Source organism: Virgibacillus dakarensis (genome assembly GCF_900155625.1).
In the GTDB taxonomy this organism is placed as follows: domain Bacteria; phylum Bacillota; class Bacilli; order Bacillales; family Amphibacillaceae; genus Lentibacillus_C; species Lentibacillus_C populi.
This window is the reverse complement of sequence record NZ_LT732553.1, coordinates 1,334,123-1,357,405: the sequence shown is the minus strand read 5'-3', so window position 1 is coordinate 1,357,405 and position 23,283 is coordinate 1,334,123. Positions and strand designations below refer to the sequence as shown.

Sequence of the window (23,283 nt, the reverse complement as noted above, 5' to 3'; positions counted from 1 at the left end):
AAAGAAGATTAATAAATAAGAGGAGAATAACGATGGCTAATGAAGGACCAATATATAGCACGAAAGAAATACAAAAACGTGTCGACTCTTACATATCACAATTTAAAGAAGGCTATTTTTCTCCATTAAGTTTAATGGCTCGTCTGACCGAGGAAGTGGGAGAGATGGCACGGGAAGTAAATCATTATTATGGGGAGAAGCCGAAGAAGCTTAGTGAACAGGAAAATACAGTAGAAGAAGAGCTTGGCGATATTTTGTTTGTCTTATCTTGTTTTGCAAACTCACTTGACATCGACCTTTCAGAAGCTTTCGAAAGGTCGATCAGCAAAATCGAAACACGGGATAAGGATCGGTGGACGAGAAAGGACAGGCAGTGACGTTCTAGAAAATTTACAGGAGGTTGAATACATGACCATAAAAATAATCATAGCAGGACCAAGAGGCAAAATGGGATCAGAAGCAATCCACATGGTGGAAAATGAAGCTTCGTTTAATCTGGTTGCGTGTGTTGATCGGATAAATGGCGGCAGTCAGATGAAGGATGTCGAAGGATTACCCAATTTGGATGTACCAATTTTTGAAGATGCAGTAGCATGCTTCGGTCAGGTACAAGCAGATGTATTCATTGATTTGACTGTTCCTGGTGCTGCATTTGAACATACGAAGCAAGCATTGAATCATAACATCCGGCCGGTCGTCGGTACATCGGGCCTTTCGAATGAGCAAATTGAAGTATTAACCCAAATCGCTCAGGAAGTGAAAACAGGATGTCTCATCGCGCCAAATTTTGCTGTTGGTGCAGTATTAATGATGCAATTTGCCAAAATGGCGGCAAAACATTTCCCTGATGTAGAAATTATCGAAAAGCATCATGATCAGAAACTGGATGCGCCATCCGGTTCGGCAATTAAAACAGCACAGCTGATTGCGGAAACCCGCAGAGCTAAACAGCAAGGACATCCTGAGGAAACGGAAACAATTTCTGGTGCAAGAGGTGCGGAAATGGATGGAATGCGTATCCACAGTGTCCGGTTACCAGGACTTGTCGCACACCAGGAAGTTATGTTTGGCGGTTCTGGACAAACCTTGACAATTAAACATGATTCCTATAACCGCGGTTCATTTATGGCCGGTATCAAATTTGCGGTTAATCAAGTCATGAACCTGGATGAATTAGTATATGGACTGGAAAACATATTAGAGTAGGTGAAAGGGATGAATATCGCATTAATTGCCCATGACAAAAAGAAACAAGATATTATTAGTTTTAGCATTGCATACAAACATGTTTTACAAAAGCACAACTTATATGCAACTGGTACGACTGGCAAATTAATCAATGAAGCAACCGATTTGCGAATTCACCGGTTTCAATCGGGCCCGCTCGGTGGTGATCAACAGATTGGTGCGATGATTGCCAACAACGAAATGGATATGGTGATTTTTTTCCGGGATCCGTTAACTGCACAGCCGCATGAACCAGATGTCAGTGCTTTGATGCGTTTATGTGATGTTCATTTAATCCCATTAGCAACCAATCTGGCAGCAGCTGAAATCACTGTTCGGGCACTGGAACGCGGCGATTTTCAGTGGCGGGAAATCGTTAAAAGAACAAAGGCGTAAGCGCCCGGTTAGCGGCGTATATGCTGGACTGAGCCGTAGGAGATAAAGGAAACACGACGACCAAAGGGAGTCGATGTTGACTTATCGTACGAAGGTGAAGGAAGCATACTAGCCGCTGGGCGCTGGAGCCGGACGTGGCTTATCCGGTTATTAAGTTATCCACAGCCACCAAATTTTATAATTTCCTAGACAAGAACAAAGGCGTAAGCGCCCGGTTAGCGACTAGAGGACTCGCGCCCTGCCAAGCAGGGTGGTTCGGTGTTGCTGCCGGGAGCAGCGGTCTTAACCGAACATTCCTGCCGTAGGAGATAAAGGAAACATGCCACTAAAAAAGGGGTAGACGTGAGTTGGGCGCAAAGCCCGCTTTTAGTCGGCCTCCCTTCCTACCCGAACCGATGTTGACTTATCGTACGGAGGTGAGGGAAGTCCACTACAGCTTTAGCGCTGGAGCCGGACGTGGTCTGCTCTGCGGTGAGTAGAATAGGCCTCATTTATATTCAAAATTATACTGAGAAAAAGGATCGGGAATCATGAAGAAAATAGGAATTACGTGTTATCCAACAGTCGGTGGCTCCGGTGTCATTGCAACGGAATTGGGTATCCTTCTTGCAGAGCAAGGGAATGAGATTCATTTTATTACATCAAGTCTGCCTTTTCGGCTTGATCACATCCACCCGAAGCTATTTTATCATGAAGTTGAACTTAATCATTACCCTGTATTTCAATATCCACCGTATGATCTTGCCCTGGCAAGTAAAATGGCAGAGGTTATTGATCAGGAGGAGCTGGATATATTACATGTCCATTACGCCATGCCGCATGCCATTTGCGCGATACTGGCGAAGCAAATTGCCAATCGTGATGTGAAGATTGTCACAACATTGCATGGGACAGATATCACCGTTTTAGGGATTGATCGAACATTCAAAAAAATGATTAAGCATGGAATCGAACAATCGGACGCTGTTACCGCCGTTTCCCATAGTCTGGTTAAGCAAACTGCTGATATGCTTGGTATCAACAAAGACATTTCAGTCATTTATAATTTTGTCAATGAAAAAGAATACCATAAACGCGAACGCACAACAGTTAAACGGCAATATGGGATAAAGCCGGATGAAAAAGTAATCATTCATATCTCCAATTTTCGCAAAGTGAAACGGGTCCAGGATGTCATTCAAACGTTTGCTATCGTAACGAAACATGTAAAGGCAAAATTACTCTTGGTTGGGGATGGTCCTGAATATTCAGAGGCACGTCAATTAGTGGTCAAGTTACATTTGGATGATCACGTTTTATTTTTGGGAAAACAAAAGAATGTTAGCGAATTATTGTCCATATCTGACTTAAAATTGTTATTATCCGAAAAGGAAAGCTTTGGACTCGTGCTGCTTGAGGCGATGTCGTGTGAAGTACCTGGAATTGGGACAAACGTCGGTGGTGTTCCTGAAGTAATCAAACATAATGAAACAGGTTATATTGTTGAACTGGGCGATGTGGAACAAGCAGCATCATATGCGATCCGGTTATTGCAGGATGAGGAAATGCTTGAGAAATTTTCCCTTAATGCACTAAAACGTGCGAGAACCGAGTTTCATTCCGACAAAATTGTTGCAGCATATACGGCGTTATATAATCGTGTTTTATAAAGAACAAAGGCGCAAGCGCCCGTTTAGCGGCGTATGTGCTGCGCCCTGCCAAGCAGGGTGGTTCGGTGTTGCCGCGCAAAGCGGCGGTTTTAACCGAACATTCCTACCGTAGGAGATAAAGGAAACATGCCACTAAAAAAGGGGTAGACGTGAGTTGGACGCAAAGTCCGTTTTTAGTCGGCCTTCCTTCTTACCCGAACCGATGTTGACTTATCGTACGGAGGCGGGTGTTGCACACTAGCCGCTGGGCGCTGGAGCCGGACGTGGCTTATCCGGTTATTAAGTTATCCACAGCCGCAAAATTTTATAATTTCCTAGACGATGAAAAATGGTGATGTTATGGAAAAGAATCCGTTTGAGCTAGCAAAACCAATATTGAAGAAATTGGTGGATCATGGTTACCAGGCGTTTTTTGTTGGCGGCTGTGTACGTGATATGCTGCTTGACCGTCCGATTGGTGATGTTGATATTGCTACGTCTGCACAGCCGCATGAAGTGCAGGAGCTTTTTGAAAAAGTCATTCCTGTTGGGATCAAACACGGAACCGTTATTGTCCGCCATCAACATGAATCTTATGAGGTAACGACATTCCGTTTGGACGGGGAATACAGTGATAGCCGGCATCCAGATGATGTCGAATTTATTCAAACGATTGATCAGGACTTAAAGCGCCGTGATTTTACGATTAATGCGCTTGCAATGGATCTGCATGGACACGTCATTGATCGATTTGCCGGTAAAAAGGATTTGGAACGAAGACTCATTCGTACGGTTGGAAATGGCAATGAACGTTTTAGCGAGGATCCACTGCGGATTATTCGAGCGTTACGGTTTGCCAGTCAATTGGGCTTCACGATTGAACAAGAAACATTGTCCAACATGATCAGGCAAAGGCCACAAATCAATGGATTGGCAGTGGAGCGGATAACAACAGAGGTTACGAAACTGTTCAGCGGCGCGTTCGTCAACAAGGGATTGGATTATCTGAAAAGCACGGAAATATATAAACAACTCCCGGTTATGATAGAATATCCATATATGATAAAAAACTTGCCAAATCCCATTAAACCATTGCAATCGTTTGGTGAGGTTATCGCACTGTTTCATTTTACCGAACCAGACGTAAAGGTTGACAGGTGGGCGAAAAGCTGGAAGTGCTCCAACAAAATAAAGCAGGAAGCAGAGCAGTTAGCAAATGCCCTCTTTCATTATCAACAATTTGGGTTGGATCGGTGGTTAGTCTATCGTCTTAATACGTCAATTTTTCCAGGATTTATTCGCTTAGGGGAAAATCTGTTTGCTAGGTTTTTGGTAACGCTTGACGATCTTCAGCAAATGACGGAGGATTTGGCAATTCACTCCATAAGGGAATTGGACATTGATGGAAATGATTTAATTCAGCTTTTTCCGGAATTGAAAAAAGGTCCATGGATAAAAAATTATTTGTCCAGGCTGGAAAAAGCAGTGGTGAATGGAAAGTTAAAAAATAATAAAACTGAATTAAAGGAGTGGATAAAATGGAATCCACCCGAAACAAATTAATTAAATTATTGGCAGACAGCGGGGAATGTTATATTTCGGGGCAATTATTGTCAGAAAAACTGTCGATATCAAGAGCGGCAATTTGGAAGCATATGAAGGAATTAGAAAAAGACGGTTATCAAATTGAGGGGAAGTCCAAGAAAGGGTACAGGATATTGAAATTCCCGAACAAGCTTAGTGAAAACACCATTCAATGGGGCTTAAACACCGAATGGCTAGGCAAAACCATTGTACATAAACAAGTAACTACATCAACACAGCATATCGCCCATCAATTGGCCAGAGACAATGCAGATCACGGGACAATCGTTGTTGCCGATGAGCAGACAGCTGGAAAAGGCAGAATGGATCATACGTGGAACTCACCCAAAAATAAGGGGATTTGGATGAGTCTGATACTAAGACCGGCAACCTTACCGTATCTTGCGCCACAGTTCACGCTTTTAACAGCTACGGTATTGGCTGACGTTTTGACAGAAGAGACTCATACTGCGCCAAAAATTAAATGGCCAAACGATATTTTATTAAACGGCAAAAAAATAGCTGGGATTCTTACTGAGATGCAAGCGGAACAGGACACAATTCAATATGTCGTAATTGGTATTGGTATCAATGTTAATCAGTCTGAACAAGAACTACCGGCAGATATACGCCATAAAGCAACATCGCTAGCTATTGAAACAGGCAGAACATGGGATACACAGAAGCTTATTCAACGAATTCTTTTGACATTTGAACAGGCATATGATCATTATCTAAAAAATGGCTTTCTTGAAGTTAAACATAAATGGGAAAGCTACGGGTTTAAAATTGGTGAAACAATCCGGATTAAAACGATGAGGGAAACCTGGCGGGCAAGATTTATGGGAATTGCCGAGGATGGTGCATTACTGACAAAAGCAAGTGACGGAGAAATGAAAAAAATCTATTCGGCTGAAATTGATTGGTTTAAACAAGGGGGAGAGAACAATGCTGACACGAATTGATTTACAAAAGATGAAACAAGCGAACGAAAAAATGTCAATGATAACAGCCTACGATTATCCTGGAGCAAAACTAGCACAAGAAGCAGGTATTGACATGATACTAGTCGGGGATTCGCTCGGAATGGTGATGCTTGGCTATGATTCAACGGTCCAAGTAACAGTAGCGGACATGATTCATCACGCCAAAGCCGTAAAACGCGGTGCTGATAAAACATTTGTTGTTGTTGATATGCCATTCATGTCCTATCATATTTCACTAGAGGATTCATTACGAAATGCACAGAATATTTTCCAGGAAACAAATGCCCAGGCAATTAAAATTGAAGGTGCCTCCCCGGAAATTTTACTGCTGACAAAACGGCTTACGGATGCAGGGATTCCGGTTGTTGCCCACATTGGATTGACACCACAATCGGTAAATGTTTTAGGGGGATTTAAAGTTCAAGGTAAAGATCAAGAAACAGGGGTTAAATTATTAGAGGACGCCAGAAATTTAGAGGAGCATGGGGCGATTGCGGTTGTGCTTGAATGTGTTCCAATGGAGCTTGCGGAAATCGTTACCGGAAAGCTTGGCATCCCAACGATTGGAATTGGTGCAGGTCCACATTGTGATGGTCAGGTATTGGTTTATCATGATATAATTCAATATGGTGTTGACCGGTTGCCTAAATTCGTCAAATCGTACGCCGATAGTAATAAAACTATAAAACAGGCTATTCGAGCATATCGTGAGGATGTGAAACAACAGCAGTTTCCTACTGAACAGTATAGCTTCAAAATAAAAAATAAAGAATTTTTACCTAAGGGATAAAGCAGGTGGAATAGAAATGGAAGTCATTCGTTCGGCAGCGGAAATGCAGAAAAAATCATTTGCATTTATCCGCGAAAGTAAAACAATTGGCTTCGTGCCGACTATGGGGTTTTTTCATGAGGGGCACGTTGCGTTAATGGAACAAGCAAGACGGGAAAACGATCTCGTTATTACGAGTATATTTGTTAATCCATTACAATTTGGCCCAAACGAGGATTATGAGCGGTATCCAAGGAATGAAGCCAATGATTTAGCGCTTGCCGCTGATGCTGGTGTGGATCTCGTTTTTATTCCCAGTGCAGCGGAAATGTATCCGGCAAAAATGCTTATTTCCCTGACGATTGAAGAACGGGCGAATGTATTGTGCGGACGAACACGCCCGGGGCATTTCGAAGGTGTTCTTACTGTATTAGCGAAATTATTTCATCTAATTCAGCCGACAAAAGCATATTTCGGCATGAAGGACGCCCAGCAATTTTCGGTTGTCTCAGCACTTGTCGATAATTTGAATTTTCCGGTTCAATTAATTGCTGTACCAACGGTCAGGGAAAGTGATGGACTGGCGAAAAGCAGCCGGAATGTTAACCTTGATGAGAAAGAACGCAAGGAAGCAGTATCCCTGTATAAGGCATTGCAACATGGCAGACAATTAGTTGTTGACGGTGAAAAAAATCCTGCTATCATTGTAAAAGAGGTTAAAGAGCAAATTGCTTCCCAATTGAATGGGAAAATGGACTATGTCGAATTATGGAGTTATCCGGCATTAGAGCCTGTTTCTGTAATTGATCGGCAAGTTATTTTAGCTATAGCTGTTCAATTTGAGAAGGCTCGTTTAATCGATAACCTAGTATTTGATGAAAGAGGCTGTATAGGTAGTCAAATTAGGTAGGGGGAGGTAGTCAAATTAGGTAGGGGGAAGAATTATGTTTCGTACTATGATGAAAGCAAAAATTCATCGTGCTCGGGTTACTGAAGCAAATCTTAATTATGTTGGAAGCATTACAATTGATCAGCAGATTCTAGATAACGTTGGTATTTTACCACACGAAAAGGTCCAAATTGTAAATAATAACAACGGTGCTCGAATGGAAACCTATGTTATACCAGGTGAGCACGGTACTGGGGTTATTTGTTTAAACGGCGCGGCTGCCCGTCTCGTTCAACCGGGTGATACAGTAATAATTGTTTCGTATGCAATTTTGTCGGATGAAGAGTTACCTTCATTTAAACCGAAAGTTGCAATTATGAATGAAAATAATGAAATTATCAGACTGATTGACCAAGAACCCCCGTTATCCGAAAATTAGGAAACCGTGATCCTTGCTGACTCTTATCAGAATACGTTGATAAGAGTTTTACTTTAGAGGATGTCTAAAGTTATCAGCTAATATGTTAAGTAGTAACTCTATAGTTGCTTAGTACTCATTTGTCAAATTTAATTTTTTAAGAGGATGTTCAAAAAGTCACCAAATGATAAGCTGCGAATCGTGTCGCCCGCTTGCTTTTCCGCTCCTCATGTACCTTTTTGTGTACATTCCGGTGCTCAAAGTTACGCCGCCTCGACCTTCTTGCTTCTCATTCGGCGACTTTTTGAACACGCACTTTAACAAACATTTTATAGGCAGTACAGGGATAGAAGGTGTGGCAGTATGGATAAATTTGTCGTTATCGACCTGGAAACGACAGGACATTCACCGGCAAATAACGATAAAATCATTGAAGTCGGGATTGTAACAATTGAACGTAATGAAATAAGCAATGAATTTTCGACGTTATTAAATCCTGAGAAGGAAATTTCGCCTTTTATTACGAATCTAACAGGTATAGCTGATCAGGATGTTGCTGATGCCCCAACCTTCAGGGAAAAAGCGGACGAAATTACTGCGCTGTTTCATGATAGTTATTTGATTGCTCACAATGTTCCGTTTGATTTGGGATTTTTAAATCAAGAACTCGCGAAGCAAAACAAGAGGAAACTAACAAATCCAGTACTTGATACAGTCGAACTTTCGCGAATTCTTTATCCGCAGGCACCAAGTTTTAAGCTGGCGCAAATTGCTGATTACGTAAACATCCATCATGACGACCCGCACCGTGCATTATCAGATGCATACGTAACGGCAAAATTATTTTTGAAATTAAAACAAAAGCTTGAATCATTACCATATGAAACGATCGAACAGCTATTAAAACTGGAAAAAATGCTTAAGTCAGATTTATATCAGTTATTAGATGACCGACTGAAGGAACTGGCATTCACAATAGAAAATAACGATGATATTGCCTCGTATCGCGGGTTAGCATTTAAAGAAATACGGGAATATAAACGAAATAAACCCAAAGTTGATTTTTCCTATGGGGATTATTTGGACCATATTTATGAAACAAACGGTTCCATGCAGCAGCAAATGAGTCATTATGAAAAAAGAACTGGACAGAGGGAAATGTCAGAACATATATATGACGCATTCCAATCGGGACAGCATGCATTAATTGAAGCCGAAACGGGAACCGGAAAGTCATTAGCGTACTTGATTCCCGCAATTTATCAAGCTGTTAAAGAAAAGCAGCGGATCGTGATTAGCACCTACACAACTCCATTGCAATCACAGTTACTTGATGAAGAAATCCCATTCGTTCATCATCTGATCCCATTTCCCTTCAAAGCTGCATTATTAAAAGGGAAACAACATTACATAAGTCTGGAAAAGTTTGAACACGAGCTTTCATCCGGACAAACCGAAAACTATGATTTTACACTGACAAAGGCCATGATCCTCGTTTGGCTAACCGAAACAGAAACCGGAGATATTGATGAAATTCAGCTGCCATCAAGTGGCTACTTATTTTTTAAACGAGTCTCTGTTGATACAGAAGGGTATCCCGATCCAGCTTCACCATGGTTCCAGAAATCGTTTTATCAGCATGCCAAACGACAAGCCCAAAAGGCAGACATTGTGATTACGAATCATGCATTACTGTGCACGGATATATTCAACGACTATCAGTTTCTTCCATCGTATGAAAAGGCGATTATCGATGAGGCACATCACCTGGAAGAGACCGCCTCAAAACATTATGGGTTAAGGCTGGATTATGCAAGCATTCATTACAGTTTGAACCATATTGGTACAATCGACGAAACGAACTGGTTGGGTAAATTGATTTCATCTTACTCATTTAATCCAAATGAAACACTCATAGATAACTGGAATGACATTTTTGAGCGGGTAAAGTATGAAGTCGATGATTTGTTCCGTTATCTTTTTCAGTATGTTACAGACCAACAAAAAAATGAAAAATCATTTAGTGATATCGGTAGAACGCAGTATCGGATTAAAAGCGGACAGGAACATCCAAAAAAGTGGAATACGATTAAAGAAATGGCAACAAGACTGATATTTTATTTTCGCGATTTAATCCATATGTTGGCTCAGTTGGAACAATATTTAGTAAAACAGGAACAGCTTGAAAAAAATGACAAAGATGAAATCGAGGTTACGATTGAAAAACTGCAGCGATTCATTGACCATCTTGAGCAATTATTCTTATTGGAGGATGAGGAAAATCATGTAAAATGGATTGAAATCGAAGCAAGTGGGGCAAAAAATGCTGTTTATTTATACAGTGAACCAATCAATATGGCAAACCTATTAGCAAGTGACTTTTTTGAAGAAAAGCAAAGTGTTATCTTAACAAGTGCCACTTTAACAATGAAACGCTCCTTTTCATTTATTCAAAACAGATTAGGACTATCTGCTGACCGGTTGATAACGAAAAAAATAAATTCACCTTTTACCTATCAAAACCAGGTTCAGCTAATGGTTCCAAATGATTTTCCGGACGTTAAATATGGGAATATAACTGATTTTATTTACGCCACATGTGAGGCAATTTTATCATTGGCGGAAATTACCAAGGGAAGGATGCTTGTCCTTTTTACTTCCTATGACATGTTGCATAAATCGTATGGGGTGCTGAAGGAAACCATGGATTTATCAAGGTATATGCTAATCGCCCAGGGAATATCAAGCGGAAGCCGGTCTAGATTAAAGAAAAACTTTATTCATTATGAACAATCAATTCTTTTAGGAACAAGTTCATTTTGGGAGGGTGTCGATATTCCAGGAGAAGATTTATCCTGTCTGGTTATTGTTCGTTTGCCATTTGAACCACCAGATCATCCGATATATGAGGCGAAAGCAAATTTTTTAAAACATGAAGGTAAAAATGCGTTTATGGAGCTTTCCTTACCAAATGCGGTTATTCGGTTTAAACAAGGGTTTGGTCGTCTGATTCGCTCAGCAAGTGACAGAGGAGTTGTGTTTGTTTGCGACGCCCGTATAATAAAGGCACGCTACGGCAAATATTTTACTGAATCAATTCCGGATGTACCAATAACATTCGACTCGACACAAAAATTAATCGAAAAGGCTGAACAGTGGTTTTAAAAAGATGCTGATGCACCGAATGATACATCAGCAAAAATTTGGTATGGGCCGGGAAATTTTTTGTTGAAATAAATACAAAACAAACGAAAGGCTTGTTATACTATATAAGGTAATCCTTAATATTTATCTTCAACTGTACCATTAGTTTTAACGAAGCGCAGTGTACTATGTGTAGCAAAAAATGATAAAACAAGAAGCTTTTTTGGAGGGGAAAATAGTGAATAATATCGAGACGTTATCAATTGTAAAAGTCGAGTATTTCAAAGACTTGTACAAAATTGTCGATTTGTTAAATCGAACACTAAAAAAGGAATATCCAATGTACGGAATGGCATGGGATGAATCAGATGAGAATCAGGCAGTATTCACCATCTATTGTGCCTAGTTGGCTAAAGTGGGTTTTGGCAGGTTTATGTCTTGTCCTCCTTGCTTGTTTTATCTATATGGCGTTTTTATATCATGCTATTCAGGAAAGTAAAACGAACGGTTTCAATGAAGCAAAAGAAACAGTACTGAAAAATACCGAACTGACCGAAGTTAAAGAAATATCGAGATTTCAAGGTGAAGAAGCTTATTTTATTTTAATTGGCAATACAAAGGAGCAAAAGAAAAAAATAGCTTTCATGCCGGTTAAAAATGATACAGAAAAAATAACGATTGTGGACGCAAAGAAAATAATAAGTAAACAGTCAATTATTGATGAATGGAAAAACCAATGTCATAAATGCGAATTAATTAAAGTTACAACGGCAATGGTCGATCAAAACCCGTTATGGGAAGTTACTTACAGAAATAGTTCAGGTTACCAAATTATTGATTATTTATCCATTTATGATGGGAAACGATATCAACAGTTCCGTTTAAAAAGTATGTTTAATTAGGAAGGTGAGTGGCTTTGGATTTAGCGAACAGAGTAAAAACATTAACACCATCATCAACACTTGCGATTACAGCAAAAGCAAAAGAATTGAAGGAACAAGGCTATGATGTAATTGGTTTGGGGGCGGGGGAACCAGATTTTAATACTCCTTCCTATATTATCGATGCTGCCGAAAAGGCGATGCGTGATGGTTTGACCAAATATACCCCATCTGGAGGAATACCGGCGCTTAAAGAAGCGATTGCAGGGAAATTTAAAAATGATAATCAGCTATCTTATAAAAGCGAAGAAATTATCGTGACAACCGGAGCCAAACATGCGTTGTATACGTTATTTCAAGTGCTTTTAAACCCAGGGGATGAAGTGATTGTTCCTGCGCCATATTGGGTAAGTTACCCGGAACAAATTAAATTGGCTGGCGGAAACCCTGTTGTTGCGAAAACAATGGAGGACAATCAGTTTAAATTGACCGCGGAGCAATTGGAATCGGCAATAACGGTAAAAACAAAGGCAGTAATCATTAATTCGCCAAGCAATCCAACAGGTATGATGTACAATGAAGCAGAACTGGCTGCGCTCGGTGAAGTTTGTTTAAAACACAATATCACCATCGTTTCAGATGAAATTTATGAAAAACTGATTTATACGAACGACGAACATATTTCGATCGCACAACTTTCGGATACATTAAAAGCGCAAACCATTGTCATTAATGGTGTGTCAAAATCACATGCGATGACAGGCTGGCGAATTGGCTATGCTGCGGGAAATGAAAAAATTATTAAAGCGATGACAAACCTGGCATCCCATTCTACATCAAACCCGACGTCAATTGCACAATTCGCAGCACTGGCTGCCTATAAAGCAAATAATGATGCAACGAATGAAATGAAACAAGCTTTTAAAAAGCGACTTGATACATTATACAATTTGTTAATTGCTATACCTGGAATCACCTGTATAAAGCCAAAAGGAGCTTTTTATTTGTTCCCCAATGTACAACAGGCTGTTAAAATGAATGGATTTACGAATGTCGATGAGTGGGTAACGGCAATACTGGAAGAAGAAAAGGTTGCCCTTGTTCCCGGATCTGGCTTTGGAGCAGCTGAAAATGTACGCTTATCTTATGCAACATCAATTGGATTATTAACAGAAGCTGCAAAGCGGATCGACCGTTTTGTCCGCAGTAGAAAAAATATATGATTACAGGCTTTATTTTGTTTACAAGCACAAAAGCGCGGCATCCGGTTAGTGGAGCTTTTGGGCAACTACCAATCAAAGGTCATGGAGGGAATTTTTTTGAAAACAACGATAGCACAAGTACCAAAGTATGAAGGACAAACGGTAACAATTGGCGCATGGCTTGCAAATAAACGTTCCAGCGGGAAAATTGCCTTTTTACAGCTTCGTGATGGAACAGGGTTCATGCAAGGGGTCGTTGTGAAGAACGATGTTAGTGAAGATGATTTCGGGCTTGCCAAAAACATGACACAGGAAACATCGATGTACATAACCGGGACGATTGTGGAAGATAAGCGATCACCATTTGGGTATGAAATGCAGGTGAAGCAAATCGAGGTCATTCATGAAGCGGTTGACTATCCGATCACACCGAAAGAACACGGAACCGAATTTTTAATGGATCACCGGCACCTGTGGCTTCGTTCCAAACGACAGCATGCAGTTATGAAAATCCGCAATGAAATAATTCGGGCAACTTATCAATTTTTTAACCAAAATGGCTATGTAAAAATTGATCCGCCGATTTTAACCGGTTCATCTGCCGAAGGAACAACCGAATTGTTCCATACAAAATACTTCGATGAGGAAGCATATTTATCGCAAAGTGGCCAGTTATATCTAGAAGCAGCTGCAATGGCTTTTGGCAAAGTATTTTCATTCGGACCAACGTTTCGTGCGGAGAAATCGAAAACAAGACGGCATTTGATTGAATTTTGGATGATTGAACCGGAAATGGCATTTGTTGATCATGATGAAAGTCTGGAAATTCAGGAACAATATGTAAGCTTTGTTGTCCAAGCGGTTCTTGCCAATTGCCAGCTCGAACTAGCCGTGTTGGAACGTGATACAACAAAATTGAAAGCAATTAAGGCACCATTCCCAAGGATTTCCTACGATGATGCTATCGAACTTTTAAAGAAGAAGGGATTTACCGATATTGAATGGGGGGAGGACTTCGGTGCACCACATGAAACAGCAATTGCCGAAAGTTTTACTAAACCTGTGTTCATCACAAACTATCCGAAAGACATTAAAGCATTTTACATGAAGCCGGATCCGAATCGGGAGGATGTCGTCTTATGTGCGGACTTGATTGCTCCAGAAGGATATGGTGAGATCATCGGTGGTTCACAACGAATTGATGATTTAGCGCTTATGGAACAGCGATACAAGGAACACAATCTTACAGGAGAAGCGTACCAGTGGTATTTAGAGCTTCGTAAATATGGAAGTGTCCCACATTCCGGATTTGGCCTTGGACTGGAGCGGACAGTTGCGTGGTTATCCGGAGTAGAGCATGTACGCGAAACGATTCCATTTCCACGTTTGCTTAACAGGTTATACCCTTAATTAGGTACCAATAATTTTATTATGTAAACTCTTGTAAAGTAGATATTTAATGCCAACCATATTAATTATTTATCTGGAAAGGCTATGTCCAGCATATACTCGGAGCAGCATGATGCAGATCATGCCAACATTGGCAATTGTCGTCCCGGTATTAGTTAGTCTTCCTTAATCGGGCATCTCCGCTTTTCTTTTAAAATCCCTTGTCTAAAGCGAGGGATTTTATATTTTTCATGCTATACTTATTGATGAGGTGCATTATCATGAGCAAATCAATTCAAATTCAACAAATTTTATTAAATCAGCTGCAGATTCCGACAAGGCTATTAACGAATTATAAAGCACTTGGCCTTAACGAAACAGAGGTCATGCTGCTATTACAAATTTATCGATTTATTTTCGATGAGAATGAATTTCCCACACCAGCTGAGCTTGCTTCTTTCTTGACCATCAATGAACAGGAATGCTCAAATGTGTTGCGTAAACTTATGCAAAAAGGGTTTTTGGCAATCGAACAAACAAAAAATGAACAAGGTATTTGGAGTGAAGTCTATTCATTAGATCCGCTTTGGGAGAAAATATTTTCAACAAATAAACCGGAAAATGGGCAGGAAGAGGGGACGATTTTTATTTTGTTTGAACAGGAATTTGGCAGGCCGCTTTCGCCATTCGAAATAGAAACGATAAATGTCTGGCTGGATGAGGATAAATTATATCCGTCCTTGATTAAAGCTGCACTACGGGAATCCGTTCTAATGGGGAAACTTAACTTTAAATACATTGATCGAATTTTACGAGACTGGAAAAAGAAAGGGATTCATACGGTAGAACAGGCAAGGGAAGCAACCAAATCATTCCATCAAAAACAGACATCGAAACAACCAGTTCCAACACAAAAACGAGACACATCATTTTACTATAATTGGTTAGAGGGGGACGAGTAAAGATGCTGACTAAAAAACAGGTTCAGCATTGTTTGGATGTAATGCGTGCAATGTTTCCTGAGGCAAAATGCGAGTTAAACCATGCTAATCCGTTTGAGTTAGTAATTGCCGTATTATTATCTGCACAGTGCACCGACGTATTGGTTAATAAAGTCACAGAAGACCTGTTTAAAAAATATAAAACGCCTGAAGATTATTTAGCTGTTTCGTTGGAGGAATTACAGCAGGACATCCGCTCCATTGGCCTATACCGAAATAAGGCAAAAAATATCCGCAAATTATGTCAAATGTTGATTGATGACTATGGTGGAGAAGTACCAAAATCGAAGGAAGAACTGATGAAACTGGCTGGAGTTGGCCGAAAAACGGCAAATGTTGTTGCTTCGGTGGCATTTCACGAACCAGCTATTGCTGTAGACACACATGTAGAAAGGGTCTCAAAGCGTCTGGCCATATGTCGTTGGAAGGATTCGGTGCTGGAAGTAGAAGAAACGTTGATGAAAAAGGTTCCAAAGGAAGAGTGGAGTGAAACCCATCACCTCTTGATATTTTTTGGCCGGTATCATTGTAAGGCGAAGAATCCAAATTGTCCGGAATGTCCGTTATTGAATATATGCAGAGAAGGACAGAAGCGGATGAGAAAACGGTTATAATGTGATGTTACAGGTGTATAAAATAGTGTTTTCAACTAGTTGGCATAGAAACAGGCAGGCAGTCGAGTCGGGGCAGTTTCGAGCCGTGAAAACTTTTTGAATAACCACCAAATAGGAAAGAGGCAGCTCTCTAACGAGGCTGCCTCTTTCCTTGATAAAAAATCTGCTCATCCTTCTGGTTCACCACCTTCTTCCTCACCTTGCTCGTTTTCACTACCGTCTTGACCACCACCTTGCTCACCATTATTACCGTCTTCGTTTCCGTCGCCATCATCTCCTGGTGGTGCTTCTTCACCAGGAATGGTAATGGTTGTACTTTGCGGTTCACCTCGGGCACCTTGTGTATCGCCATTTTTTCCGACTGGTGTAACCGAAATAGTATACGTCCTACCCGGCTGGGCATTGTCAATTTTAATGCCATTCGAATTCACTGTTTGCTGCTGTGACCCGTCGCCACTTACGGTTACTTCAAATACAGCTGCAGGCCCATTATACTTCCACGATACATCAATCGTGTTATTCTTATAGGTCGCTTTCAATCCACTGACAGGCTCCATTTCCCCTTGATTTTCCTCGTTATCTTCATCATCTTCACCTTCTCCAGGAACCGTCACTGTTGTTGATTTGGCTTCACTCGTTTCTTCGTTTTCATTACTGATTGCAACAACTTGAATCGTATACTCACTACCTGGTTCAACACTTGAGATTTCCATTGATGTATCACCTGTAGTCGAGAGCTCCTGCATCTGGCCGCCGTCAACACTGGCACTTACCTGGAAGGAAACATCTTGATCCTTGTCATAGTCCCATTTTACATTAATTTTGTTTTTATCTTTATCATATTCTGCCGTCAAACCACTAACTGGATCAAGCTTATCGTATTTCTCCGAAGTTTTTGTGGGCTCGGTTCCTTTTACGAATAACTCGGTTACAATATTCGAATCCGGAGTGTATGCACTAGGCAATTTGGCCGGATTTGATCCTTTTTCAACCCCAACTTCAACAACTGAATCTGGTTTCTTGAAATCTGCCGTTTCGATACCGTCAGAGATATGTGACATCGTGTTTTTAAACAACGCATGCGGTATCTTGGTGTTGTCACCGGATAAACCAATATCATTATTGTTGTAACCCGTCCATACGGATATGGTGTAATTGGTGGTATAACCACTAAACCATGAATCCGGGCTTCCTTCTACTCCTGGTCGGTTTGTTGTTCCAGTTTTACCGACAACCGGTAGCCCTGGGACATCAGCCAATTTACCGGTACCACTTGTAATTGCTGTTTTCAGCATATCTGACATCATATAGGCTGTATAATCCGACATTACTGGTTTTTGTTTTGGTTTTAAATCTACTGTCCGTCCATCAGGGTATTCTACCTTTGTCACGGAATACGGTTCACTTGAGATACCTTCATTAGCAAAGGCACGATAGGCTCCTGCTAGCTCAAGTGGAGAAACGCCTAATTCGCCACCGCCTATTGTATCGGTACCGATCATATCTTTATCAAATTTAATGCCTAATCCCTCGGCAAATTTCTGTGCATTGCCCTGTCCGACTTCCTCAACAGTTTTCATTGCTGGAACGTTTAACGACTCTTCTAATGCTTTTCGTATTGACATCCAGCCCTGATATTGGCCATTCCAGTTTCCAACTTTTTTATCTGATCCCGGAATTTGATACGGTTTGTCATCATTCATTTGATGGTAAGTAGACCATTTTTCATATTCGATAGCTGGGCCATAAGCTAGGATTGGTTTCATGGTTGAACCTGCTTGTCTGTTTGTACCAATCGCATAATTGAATCCATCATTTTCAAGTCCGCCGCGCGCACCGCCAATTGCTCGTATTGCCCCGTTTTTCGAGTCCAATACAACCATGCCGGCCTGCATATCGACCATTTTCTTCGTTTTCGGATCTTCTACCTTCTCCGGGTATTGGATTGGATTATCTTCTTCATCGGATAATAAAAATTCTACATGTTCTTGTATGTCCTTATCGATTGTTGTGTATATTTTTAATCCATCCGTGTATATATCTGCACCATCAATTTTCTTTTCCACTTCTTTTCGCACTTTTTGCAAAAAGGCTTCGTATGGAGTAGAGTCTGGATGGGAATCAGTTAATAATGACGGAATGTCAACTTTTCGCGCTTCATCCGCCTGTTTTTGCGTTATTTTTCCATGCTTGACCATCAGTTTTAGAACTGTATCCATCCGTCCCTTCGTTAAATCCGGGCTTTGATACGGGTTATAAGCAGACGGACGCTGTGGTAATCCTGCTAAAATCGCGGCTTCCGGCAGCGTTAATTCTTTTAAATCAGTTTTTCCAAAATAAAACTGTGCTGCTTTTGCTACACCATATGCGCCACTGCCGTAATACACTTTATTCAAATACATTTCCAGTATTTCTTCCTTGGAATAATCCCGCTCCAATTGCAGGGCAAGCCACATTTCCTGTACTTTCAGACTGATTTTTTTCTCATGTGACAAAAAGGCTTGTTCGACAACCTGCTGGGTAATGGTGCTTGCTCCTTCAGAACCAAATCCGTGTTTTATATTTGCGACGATAGCGCCGCCAACACGGACGGGATCAACCCCATGATGCTGAAAGAAGCGGGAATCCTCCGTTGCAGTAACAGCATCAATCAGAACTTTCGGCAAATCATCATAATTCACTTTTGTCCGCTGCTCCGCACCCAGATCGGCAAATAACTCGCCGTCCATGTCATAAATCTTTGAAGAAAATGGATCCTGTAATTTGGCTGCATCCAATTTTGGTGCCGTGGCAATAAAATAGGTGAACATTGCCCCTACTCCAATTACCATCGCTAAAATAATGATCCCGGTATAAAGTAATATTCGTTTCCATAATGGTTTTTTCTTTGCTTTCTTTTGTTTTCTTCTTGCTACACGAGATTGGCTATTTTCTGCCATAGCTCATTCCTCCGTCTCTAAAAATAAAGCTTATCAATCACCCGCAAGTAATCCACTCTTTTTTGAAAGTGAAAGGGGATAGAGTATCCGTTTTGTTTGATGGTTTGATAGGGGACTGATTTACGTCCACCGGTTAATTTATCATGCCAATACGGAAAAAGCTTCTCAGCAGGCACATAATAAGTTTCATCCAAAACAGCAAACCGGATCAGTATAAAACAAATGCCACCATGGTTTACAATCGATTGCATATGTCTGATCTGGTGATCGTGAATATTTGCAAGTGGAAATCGTGATGTATGCTTTGTTTCCTTTGCCTCAAAATCGACATATTTTCCCCGATACAGACCATTATAATCTGTTGTTGATGCTTGCTTAAAATACCCTTCCGTAATAACCGCTGCACTCCGCCTTGGATAATGAACGTTAACGATTTGTACAGGAGTTGGTTTTTTATGAATAACGGCTATGTCACTCTCTAAATAATATACATTTGTTATATTAATATCTTCTTCCAGTGTCATCCCCCGATTACTAAAGCTGTCTTTTGTTTCGGTTTCACCTTTCCTTTGCAGGCTATGATGTTTTTTTCCATTCGGATAATTCATACCCATTCCCCCTTGCATATTACAGTATCATAACAGAAAAACTGGCGCTTGATAACTGTTAATGCATAATCCAATCCGCAAAAACGGAACCTAAGCAATAGAATAATGGAACCTGTTTAGGAGTGGGAGCATCATGCAGACGAAACACGATTACCTTTATTATATAATAAAGACGACAAAAGAACATAATCTTGATAACATTACCCGAACAAAAGCATACCAAAACTTTTATCTCCGGTTTCCAGAAATAAAGTGGTCATTTATTGCCAGTATCGTTTCCCGAAACGCTGGGTGGAATATGACGGATCTCCGCCTGCCAGCTTTCCAAACACTTCTTGGCAAGGAGAAACGGGAGCGCTTGTTCATGACCTATGAACGGGCAAACTGGTTGATTTTTTCTGACGCCTATCCGCAATTATTGCTTTATCAACTTTCCAAACAACAGAAAACCCCATTGTTTCATTTGTTGCCGGAATTACATGTTTCCAGGTTTATGGCCAATGAATGGTACCATTTTTGGCAAAATCACGATGATGATAGGTTAATGATTGCTTTGATCATTAATGAGCAAAACGTCATTCAGCTTCCCGTCATTAAACAGACTTATTTCAAGTATCGAGTATTTTTAAGACTTCCATACCTCTTGCAGGATTTTTTATTCATGAATGCCGTCCTGTTACCGACAAGATCGACTGTATTATATGGTTCGTTTGTGCACGATTTTACGAACCTGACGAAGCGGGTCAATTTAGGAAAACGACTTGCCACGATGATTTTCCATCCGGACGTCTATGGGAAGCTGCTGGATTTTGCCCGCAACATTGAACATACTGGTTCCCGTCGCGATTATGAGCGTTTTCTGAATATACGTGTACCTAAAAGCCCATTGCTGCGTGTTGCTTATCCAATAATCTCCCATCAAGATACTATTCGTAATGATTGGTATGTATTGGGGGGCATGAAGAATAAATGGCTGGAAGAATTGCCAGGTGATCTGGAGCTTAACGACGTCGGTTCGTCCTTCTATCATAAGAGAAAAATGTTATTTGCCTACTGCCGTATTAAAAATGCCATCATGGGGAAATCAAATTAAAAAAATCGGCCTTGAAGCCGATTTTGTAGTTAAGTCGATGGCCGATTAGGGCCGTCTAATTTTTTGTTTCCATACCCGCGTTGATCTTTTTGTTGCTTTTCATCGGTCTTGCGTTTATTTTCCTGTTTCTTCATTCTGCATACCTCCTTTTTCTTAGGATAAAAAGCGTAAAATTCCAGCTCTATTCAGCTTGAATCAGAATAGGCCGCGTCCGGCTTCAGCGCCCAGCGGCTAGTGGACACACCCGCCTTCGTACGATAAGTCAACATCGGTTCGCTTACGCCTTTGTTATTAGCTTGTCTAATTTTAGAGAAAAAATAAGTCTTGGCACTAGTTTTAACTGTTTTTTTCTAGTTTTGTCGAATGGGAAGGGACTATTTCATTTTTACCGAATTAAATATGTAAACATAATAACGAGCGAAGGGGTGAGGAAGGTGACAATCGCGGCTCGAAGGCTATCATATTCGAATAATGGAATGGATAGGCAAACATTCGCAAATTCATTGCAGCAAATATCAGATCAGTTAAGATGGGTTGATCAAAAATTAACGATGAAAGTGGATAATGAAATCGTTGATGCATTCTATTCTCAGCAAAAAAAGATTAACAAAATACAAGCAAATATAAACCATGTAAAATGAACTCTTTTCGGATCTATTGGCCGACCAATAAGCAGGTGAAAGTCGTGCAAACCGCCCTCTATTCATGATAAAGTAAAAGAGACTTTATCAAAAGGGCGGTTTTTCGATAATGGAACTAAAGGAACAAACCGAAACATTAAAAAAATATTTAGATCAATTGAAGGAACAGTATGAACATAATGATCCTCCAAAAGATAAAAGAGATAAGGAATTCTTTTCATATGTAAAAGAAACTACTTCACCAATATATAAACTTGTGGAAGATTGGGAAGAGAACGCACTAACAGCGATCAAACAAAGGAAAGCAAATGTCCACCCACAGCAAGTACAGTCAACACGGGAAAACTTGGAACTGCTTTTAATGCACAGTTTTTATATCGATGTAAAACGGAAGCGCTATATGGAATTGAATCATTCCATCCATTACGTCCTCGATCAATTACAAAGGGAAATAACGGATTAAAAGCGCTTTACATTCACTGCATTGTTTCGTATAATTACTTTCCACTTGGAGTGAAAGGGGAAAGCGGAATGAACAAAGAGGGTTTAATCAATGAGGCAAAAAAAATGACAGAAAAAGCGTATGTTCCTTATTCAAACTTTCCGGTTGGTGCAGCTTTGCTAACCGGTACAGGGAAAGTGTATACTGGATGCAATATTGAAAATGCAGCATTCCCGGTTACCTGCTGTGCAGAACGGGTTGCTATCTTTAAAGCAATTTCAGATGGAGAAACAGACTTTAAAGAAATGGCTGTTGCAGCGAATACGGAAAGGCCAGTCCCACCATGCGGATCATGTCGTCAGGTAATGAGTGAGTTTTTCGACAAATCAATGCATGTCCATTTGGCAAACCTGGACAACAATACAAAAACAGTCACTGTTGAAGAACTATTACCTTTTTCGTTCCAGTCAGATGATATGGCAAGGTCAAATTAAAAGGAGCTGTTGTTATCCAGCTTCTTTTTTAAAAGTAAAGAGAGTATAAAAATTTAGGCTCTATTCTGCTTACGTCAGAGTTGGCCATGTCTAGCTCCAGCGCTAAAGCCAAGCAAACTTCACGCTCCTACACTACGATAAGTCAACATCGGTTCGGGTAGGAAGGAAGGCCGACTAAGAACGGCCTTTGCGGCCAACGTCGGCATACCCCTGTTGCAGGGGCATGTTTCCTTTATCTCATTGCGGAGTGCTCCAGTTTGTACGTTGCTAAACGGGCGCTTCCGCTTTTCTTATTTAAAATGGCATATATACAAAAAAGATTAATACAATTAAAATTGACATTAGCTTGTTTATTTGAAAAAATATAGATGAACTTTGTGCAGAATATGAGGTGATGATAACAATGAACGTGAATCGCATTCAACTCAGTGGAAAAGAAATTCTCGAGAAGAATTTCAAAACAGCTATGCGCGGTTATAACCAGGAAGAAGTAGATGAATTCCTAGATACAATCATACAAGACTATGAAGCATTTCAACAGGAAATCGAACGGCTTGAACAAGAAAATGAGCGATTAAGAAAACATTCTGATCAAACGAGAACACGGACACAAGCACCGAATCATCAGGTTAATTATGACATTTTAAAACGTTTATCCAACCTGGAAAAAGCAGTATTTGGCAAAAATGTCGCCGACTCTCAATAAGTACTTTTTTTAACAGTGAAACAGCACGAAAAATGTGGTATACTGTTTACAGATGAGAATTGAATACTTGTGTAATCGCTGCATGTCACATGCAGAGGAAAGTCCATGCTCACACAAACTGAGACGTTTGTAGTGTTCGTGCTTGACGAAATCATAAGTCAAGGTAGCCTTCATTGGTTAACGGCAGGAGAAATTCNCCCGCCTTCGTACGATAAGTCAACATCGGTTCGCT

General features: G+C 40.5%; 23 protein-coding genes. 21 read left to right on the top strand and 2 right to left on the bottom strand.

Annotated elements, in window-relative coordinates; all coding sequences use genetic code 11:
* Positions 1–32: 32 nt before the first annotated feature.
* The 16 genes from CZ382_RS06790 (at position 33) to nth (ending at position 16,128) form a co-directional block, all read left to right on the top strand.
* Positions 33–377 carry a nucleotide pyrophosphohydrolase gene (locus CZ382_RS06790; protein ID WP_088050443.1) on the top strand — a complete coding sequence of 115 codons (345 nt, stop codon included), beginning with the start codon at positions 33–35 and terminating at the stop codon, positions 375–377.
* A 31-nt stretch (positions 378–408) separates the two neighbouring features.
* Entirely contained in the window at positions 409–1,206 is a 798-nt protein-coding gene (dapB, locus tag CZ382_RS06785; RefSeq protein ID WP_088050442.1) for a 4-hydroxy-tetrahydrodipicolinate reductase, read from the top strand.
* A gap of 9 nt (positions 1,207–1,215) precedes the next feature.
* Positions 1,216–1,623, top strand: coding sequence for a methylglyoxal synthase (mgsA, locus tag CZ382_RS06780; RefSeq protein WP_088050441.1), 408 nt, complete (start codon positions 1,216–1,218; stop codon positions 1,621–1,623).
* 530 nt (positions 1,624–2,153) lie between these two features.
* On the top strand, positions 2,154–3,272 hold the full coding sequence (gene bshA / locus CZ382_RS06775) for an N-acetyl-alpha-D-glucosaminyl L-malate synthase BshA (RefSeq protein WP_088050440.1): 1,119 nt from the start codon (positions 2,154–2,156) through the stop codon (positions 3,270–3,272).
* A 339-nt stretch (positions 3,273–3,611) separates the two neighbouring features.
* Complete coding sequence (locus CZ382_RS06770) at positions 3,612–4,814, top strand: CCA tRNA nucleotidyltransferase (RefSeq protein ID WP_088050439.1); 1,203 nt, start codon at positions 3,612–3,614, stop codon at positions 4,812–4,814.
* Positions 4,790–5,800, top strand: coding sequence for a biotin--[acetyl-CoA-carboxylase] ligase (locus CZ382_RS06765; protein ID WP_088050438.1), 1,011 nt, complete (start codon positions 4,790–4,792; stop codon positions 5,798–5,800). Before CZ382_RS06770 ends, CZ382_RS06765 begins: the two co-directional genes overlap by 25 nt.
* Positions 5,784–6,611, top strand: coding sequence for a 3-methyl-2-oxobutanoate hydroxymethyltransferase (panB, locus tag CZ382_RS06760; RefSeq protein ID WP_088050437.1), 828 nt, complete (start codon positions 5,784–5,786; stop codon positions 6,609–6,611). The genes CZ382_RS06765 and panB overlap by 17 nt, the downstream gene beginning before the upstream one ends.
* A 16-nt stretch (positions 6,612–6,627) precedes the next feature.
* Positions 6,628–7,500 carry a pantoate--beta-alanine ligase gene (gene panC, locus CZ382_RS06755; RefSeq protein WP_088050436.1) on the top strand — a complete coding sequence of 291 codons (873 nt, stop codon included), beginning with the start codon at positions 6,628–6,630 and terminating at the stop codon, positions 7,498–7,500.
* Between the two features lie 34 nt (positions 7,501–7,534).
* Complete coding sequence (gene panD / locus CZ382_RS06750) at positions 7,535–7,918, top strand: aspartate 1-decarboxylase (RefSeq protein ID WP_088050435.1); 384 nt, start codon at positions 7,535–7,537, stop codon at positions 7,916–7,918.
* Positions 7,919–8,260: 342 nt separating this feature from the next.
* Positions 8,261–11,062 carry an ATP-dependent DNA helicase DinG gene (gene dinG / locus CZ382_RS06745; protein ID WP_088050434.1) on the top strand — a complete coding sequence of 934 codons (2,802 nt, stop codon included), beginning with the start codon at positions 8,261–8,263 and terminating at the stop codon, positions 11,060–11,062.
* A 181-nt stretch (positions 11,063–11,243) separates the two neighbouring features.
* Entirely contained in the window at positions 11,244–11,447 is a 204-nt protein-coding gene (locus CZ382_RS06740) for a DUF4264 family protein (protein ID WP_250889563.1), read from the top strand.
* On the top strand, positions 11,410–11,943 hold the full coding sequence (locus CZ382_RS06735; protein ID WP_140392718.1) for a cell wall elongation regulator TseB-like domain-containing protein: 534 nt from the start codon (positions 11,410–11,412) through the stop codon (positions 11,941–11,943). The genes CZ382_RS06740 and CZ382_RS06735 overlap by 38 nt, the downstream gene beginning before the upstream one ends.
* 14 nt (positions 11,944–11,957) lie before the next feature.
* On the top strand, positions 11,958–13,145 hold the full coding sequence (locus CZ382_RS06730; protein ID WP_088050432.1) for a pyridoxal phosphate-dependent aminotransferase: 1,188 nt from the start codon (positions 11,958–11,960) through the stop codon (positions 13,143–13,145).
* A 96-nt stretch (positions 13,146–13,241) separates the two neighbouring features.
* The gene (gene asnS / locus CZ382_RS06725) at positions 13,242–14,534 is read left to right on the top strand and encodes an asparagine--tRNA ligase (RefSeq protein ID WP_088050431.1); all 1,293 of its coding nucleotides are present in this window, start codon (positions 13,242–13,244) and stop codon (positions 14,532–14,534) included.
* A gap of 260 nt (positions 14,535–14,794) precedes the next feature.
* Positions 14,795–15,475: a DnaD domain-containing protein gene (locus CZ382_RS06720; protein ID WP_188724728.1), complete on the top strand. Its 681-nt coding sequence runs from the start codon at positions 14,795–14,797 to the stop codon at positions 15,473–15,475.
* A gap of 2 nt (positions 15,476–15,477) precedes the next feature.
* Positions 15,478–16,128, top strand: a complete 651-nt coding sequence (gene nth, locus CZ382_RS06715; protein ID WP_088050430.1) for an endonuclease III — start codon at positions 15,478–15,480, stop codon at positions 16,126–16,128.
* Between the two features lie 167 nt (positions 16,129–16,295).
* Here the strand turns inward: nth and CZ382_RS06710 are convergent, their stop codons facing one another.
* Positions 16,296–19,067, bottom strand: a complete 2,772-nt coding sequence (locus tag CZ382_RS06710) for a PBP1A family penicillin-binding protein (RefSeq protein ID WP_088050429.1) — start codon at positions 19,065–19,067, stop codon at positions 16,296–16,298.
* Between the two features lie 17 nt (positions 19,068–19,084).
* Positions 19,085–19,675, bottom strand: coding sequence for a Holliday junction resolvase RecU (recU, locus tag CZ382_RS06705; RefSeq protein WP_088050428.1), 591 nt, complete (start codon positions 19,673–19,675; stop codon positions 19,085–19,087).
* A gap of 133 nt (positions 19,676–19,808) precedes the next feature.
* Between recU and CZ382_RS06700 the strand changes: the two genes are divergently transcribed.
* The 5 genes from CZ382_RS06700 (at position 19,809) to gpsB (ending at position 23,051) form a co-directional block, all read left to right on the top strand.
* Positions 19,809–20,768: a DUF2515 family protein gene (locus CZ382_RS06700; RefSeq protein WP_088050427.1), complete on the top strand. Its 960-nt coding sequence runs from the start codon at positions 19,809–19,811 to the stop codon at positions 20,766–20,768.
* 434 nt (positions 20,769–21,202) lie between these two features.
* Positions 21,203–21,409 (top strand): hypothetical protein, encoded by a 207-nt coding sequence (locus tag CZ382_RS06695; RefSeq protein WP_088050426.1) that lies wholly within the window; start codon positions 21,203–21,205, stop codon positions 21,407–21,409.
* 109 nt (positions 21,410–21,518) lie between these two features.
* Complete coding sequence (locus tag CZ382_RS06690; RefSeq protein ID WP_088050425.1) at positions 21,519–21,872, top strand: DUF1798 family protein; 354 nt, start codon at positions 21,519–21,521, stop codon at positions 21,870–21,872.
* Between the two features lie 68 nt (positions 21,873–21,940).
* Entirely contained in the window at positions 21,941–22,345 is a 405-nt protein-coding gene (locus CZ382_RS06685) for a cytidine deaminase (protein ID WP_088050424.1), read from the top strand.
* Positions 22,346–22,748: 403 nt separating this feature from the next.
* Positions 22,749–23,051, top strand: a complete 303-nt coding sequence (gene gpsB / locus CZ382_RS06680) for a cell division regulator GpsB (protein WP_088050423.1) — start codon at positions 22,749–22,751, stop codon at positions 23,049–23,051.
* The last annotated feature ends 232 nt before the right edge of the window (positions 23,052–23,283 follow it).

Bases quoted from the DNA above. Each gene is read 5' to 3' on its own strand.
- CZ382_RS06790 (WP_088050443.1), top strand. From the start codon at position 33: ATGGCTAATGAAGGACCAATATATAGCACGAAAGAAATACAAAAACGT.
- dapB (WP_088050442.1), top strand. From the start codon at position 409: ATGACCATAAAAATAATCATAGCAGGACCAAGAGGCAAAATGGGATCA.
- mgsA (WP_088050441.1), top strand. From the start codon at position 1,216: ATGAATATCGCATTAATTGCCCATGACAAAAAGAAACAAGATATTATT.
- bshA (WP_088050440.1), top strand. From the start codon at position 2,154: ATGAAGAAAATAGGAATTACGTGTTATCCAACAGTCGGTGGCTCCGGT.
- CZ382_RS06770 (WP_088050439.1), top strand. From the start codon at position 3,612: ATGGAAAAGAATCCGTTTGAGCTAGCAAAACCAATATTGAAGAAATTG.
- CZ382_RS06765 (WP_088050438.1), top strand. From the start codon at position 4,790: ATGGAATCCACCCGAAACAAATTAATTAAATTATTGGCAGACAGCGGG.
- panB (WP_088050437.1), top strand. From the start codon at position 5,784: ATGCTGACACGAATTGATTTACAAAAGATGAAACAAGCGAACGAAAAA.
- panC (WP_088050436.1), top strand. From the start codon at position 6,628: ATGGAAGTCATTCGTTCGGCAGCGGAAATGCAGAAAAAATCATTTGCA.
- panD (WP_088050435.1), top strand. From the start codon at position 7,535: ATGTTTCGTACTATGATGAAAGCAAAAATTCATCGTGCTCGGGTTACT.
- dinG (WP_088050434.1), top strand. From the start codon at position 8,261: ATGGATAAATTTGTCGTTATCGACCTGGAAACGACAGGACATTCACCG.
- CZ382_RS06740 (WP_250889563.1), top strand. From the start codon at position 11,244: ATGATAAAACAAGAAGCTTTTTTGGAGGGGAAAATAGTGAATAATATC.
- CZ382_RS06735 (WP_140392718.1), top strand. From the start codon at position 11,410: ATGAGAATCAGGCAGTATTCACCATCTATTGTGCCTAGTTGGCTAAAG.
- CZ382_RS06720 (WP_188724728.1), top strand. From the start codon at position 14,795: ATGAGCAAATCAATTCAAATTCAACAAATTTTATTAAATCAGCTGCAG.
- nth (WP_088050430.1), top strand. From the start codon at position 15,478: ATGCTGACTAAAAAACAGGTTCAGCATTGTTTGGATGTAATGCGTGCA.
- CZ382_RS06710 (WP_088050429.1), bottom strand. From the start codon at position 19,067: ATGGCAGAAAATAGCCAATCTCGTGTAGCAAGAAGAAAACAAAAGAAA.
- recU (WP_088050428.1), bottom strand. From the start codon at position 19,675: ATGAATTATCCGAATGGAAAAAAACATCATAGCCTGCAAAGGAAAGGT.
- CZ382_RS06700 (WP_088050427.1), top strand. From the start codon at position 19,809: ATGCAGACGAAACACGATTACCTTTATTATATAATAAAGACGACAAAA.
- CZ382_RS06690 (WP_088050425.1), top strand. From the start codon at position 21,519: ATGGAACTAAAGGAACAAACCGAAACATTAAAAAAATATTTAGATCAA.
- CZ382_RS06685 (WP_088050424.1), top strand. From the start codon at position 21,941: ATGAACAAAGAGGGTTTAATCAATGAGGCAAAAAAAATGACAGAAAAA.
- gpsB (WP_088050423.1), top strand. From the start codon at position 22,749: ATGAACGTGAATCGCATTCAACTCAGTGGAAAAGAAATTCTCGAGAAG.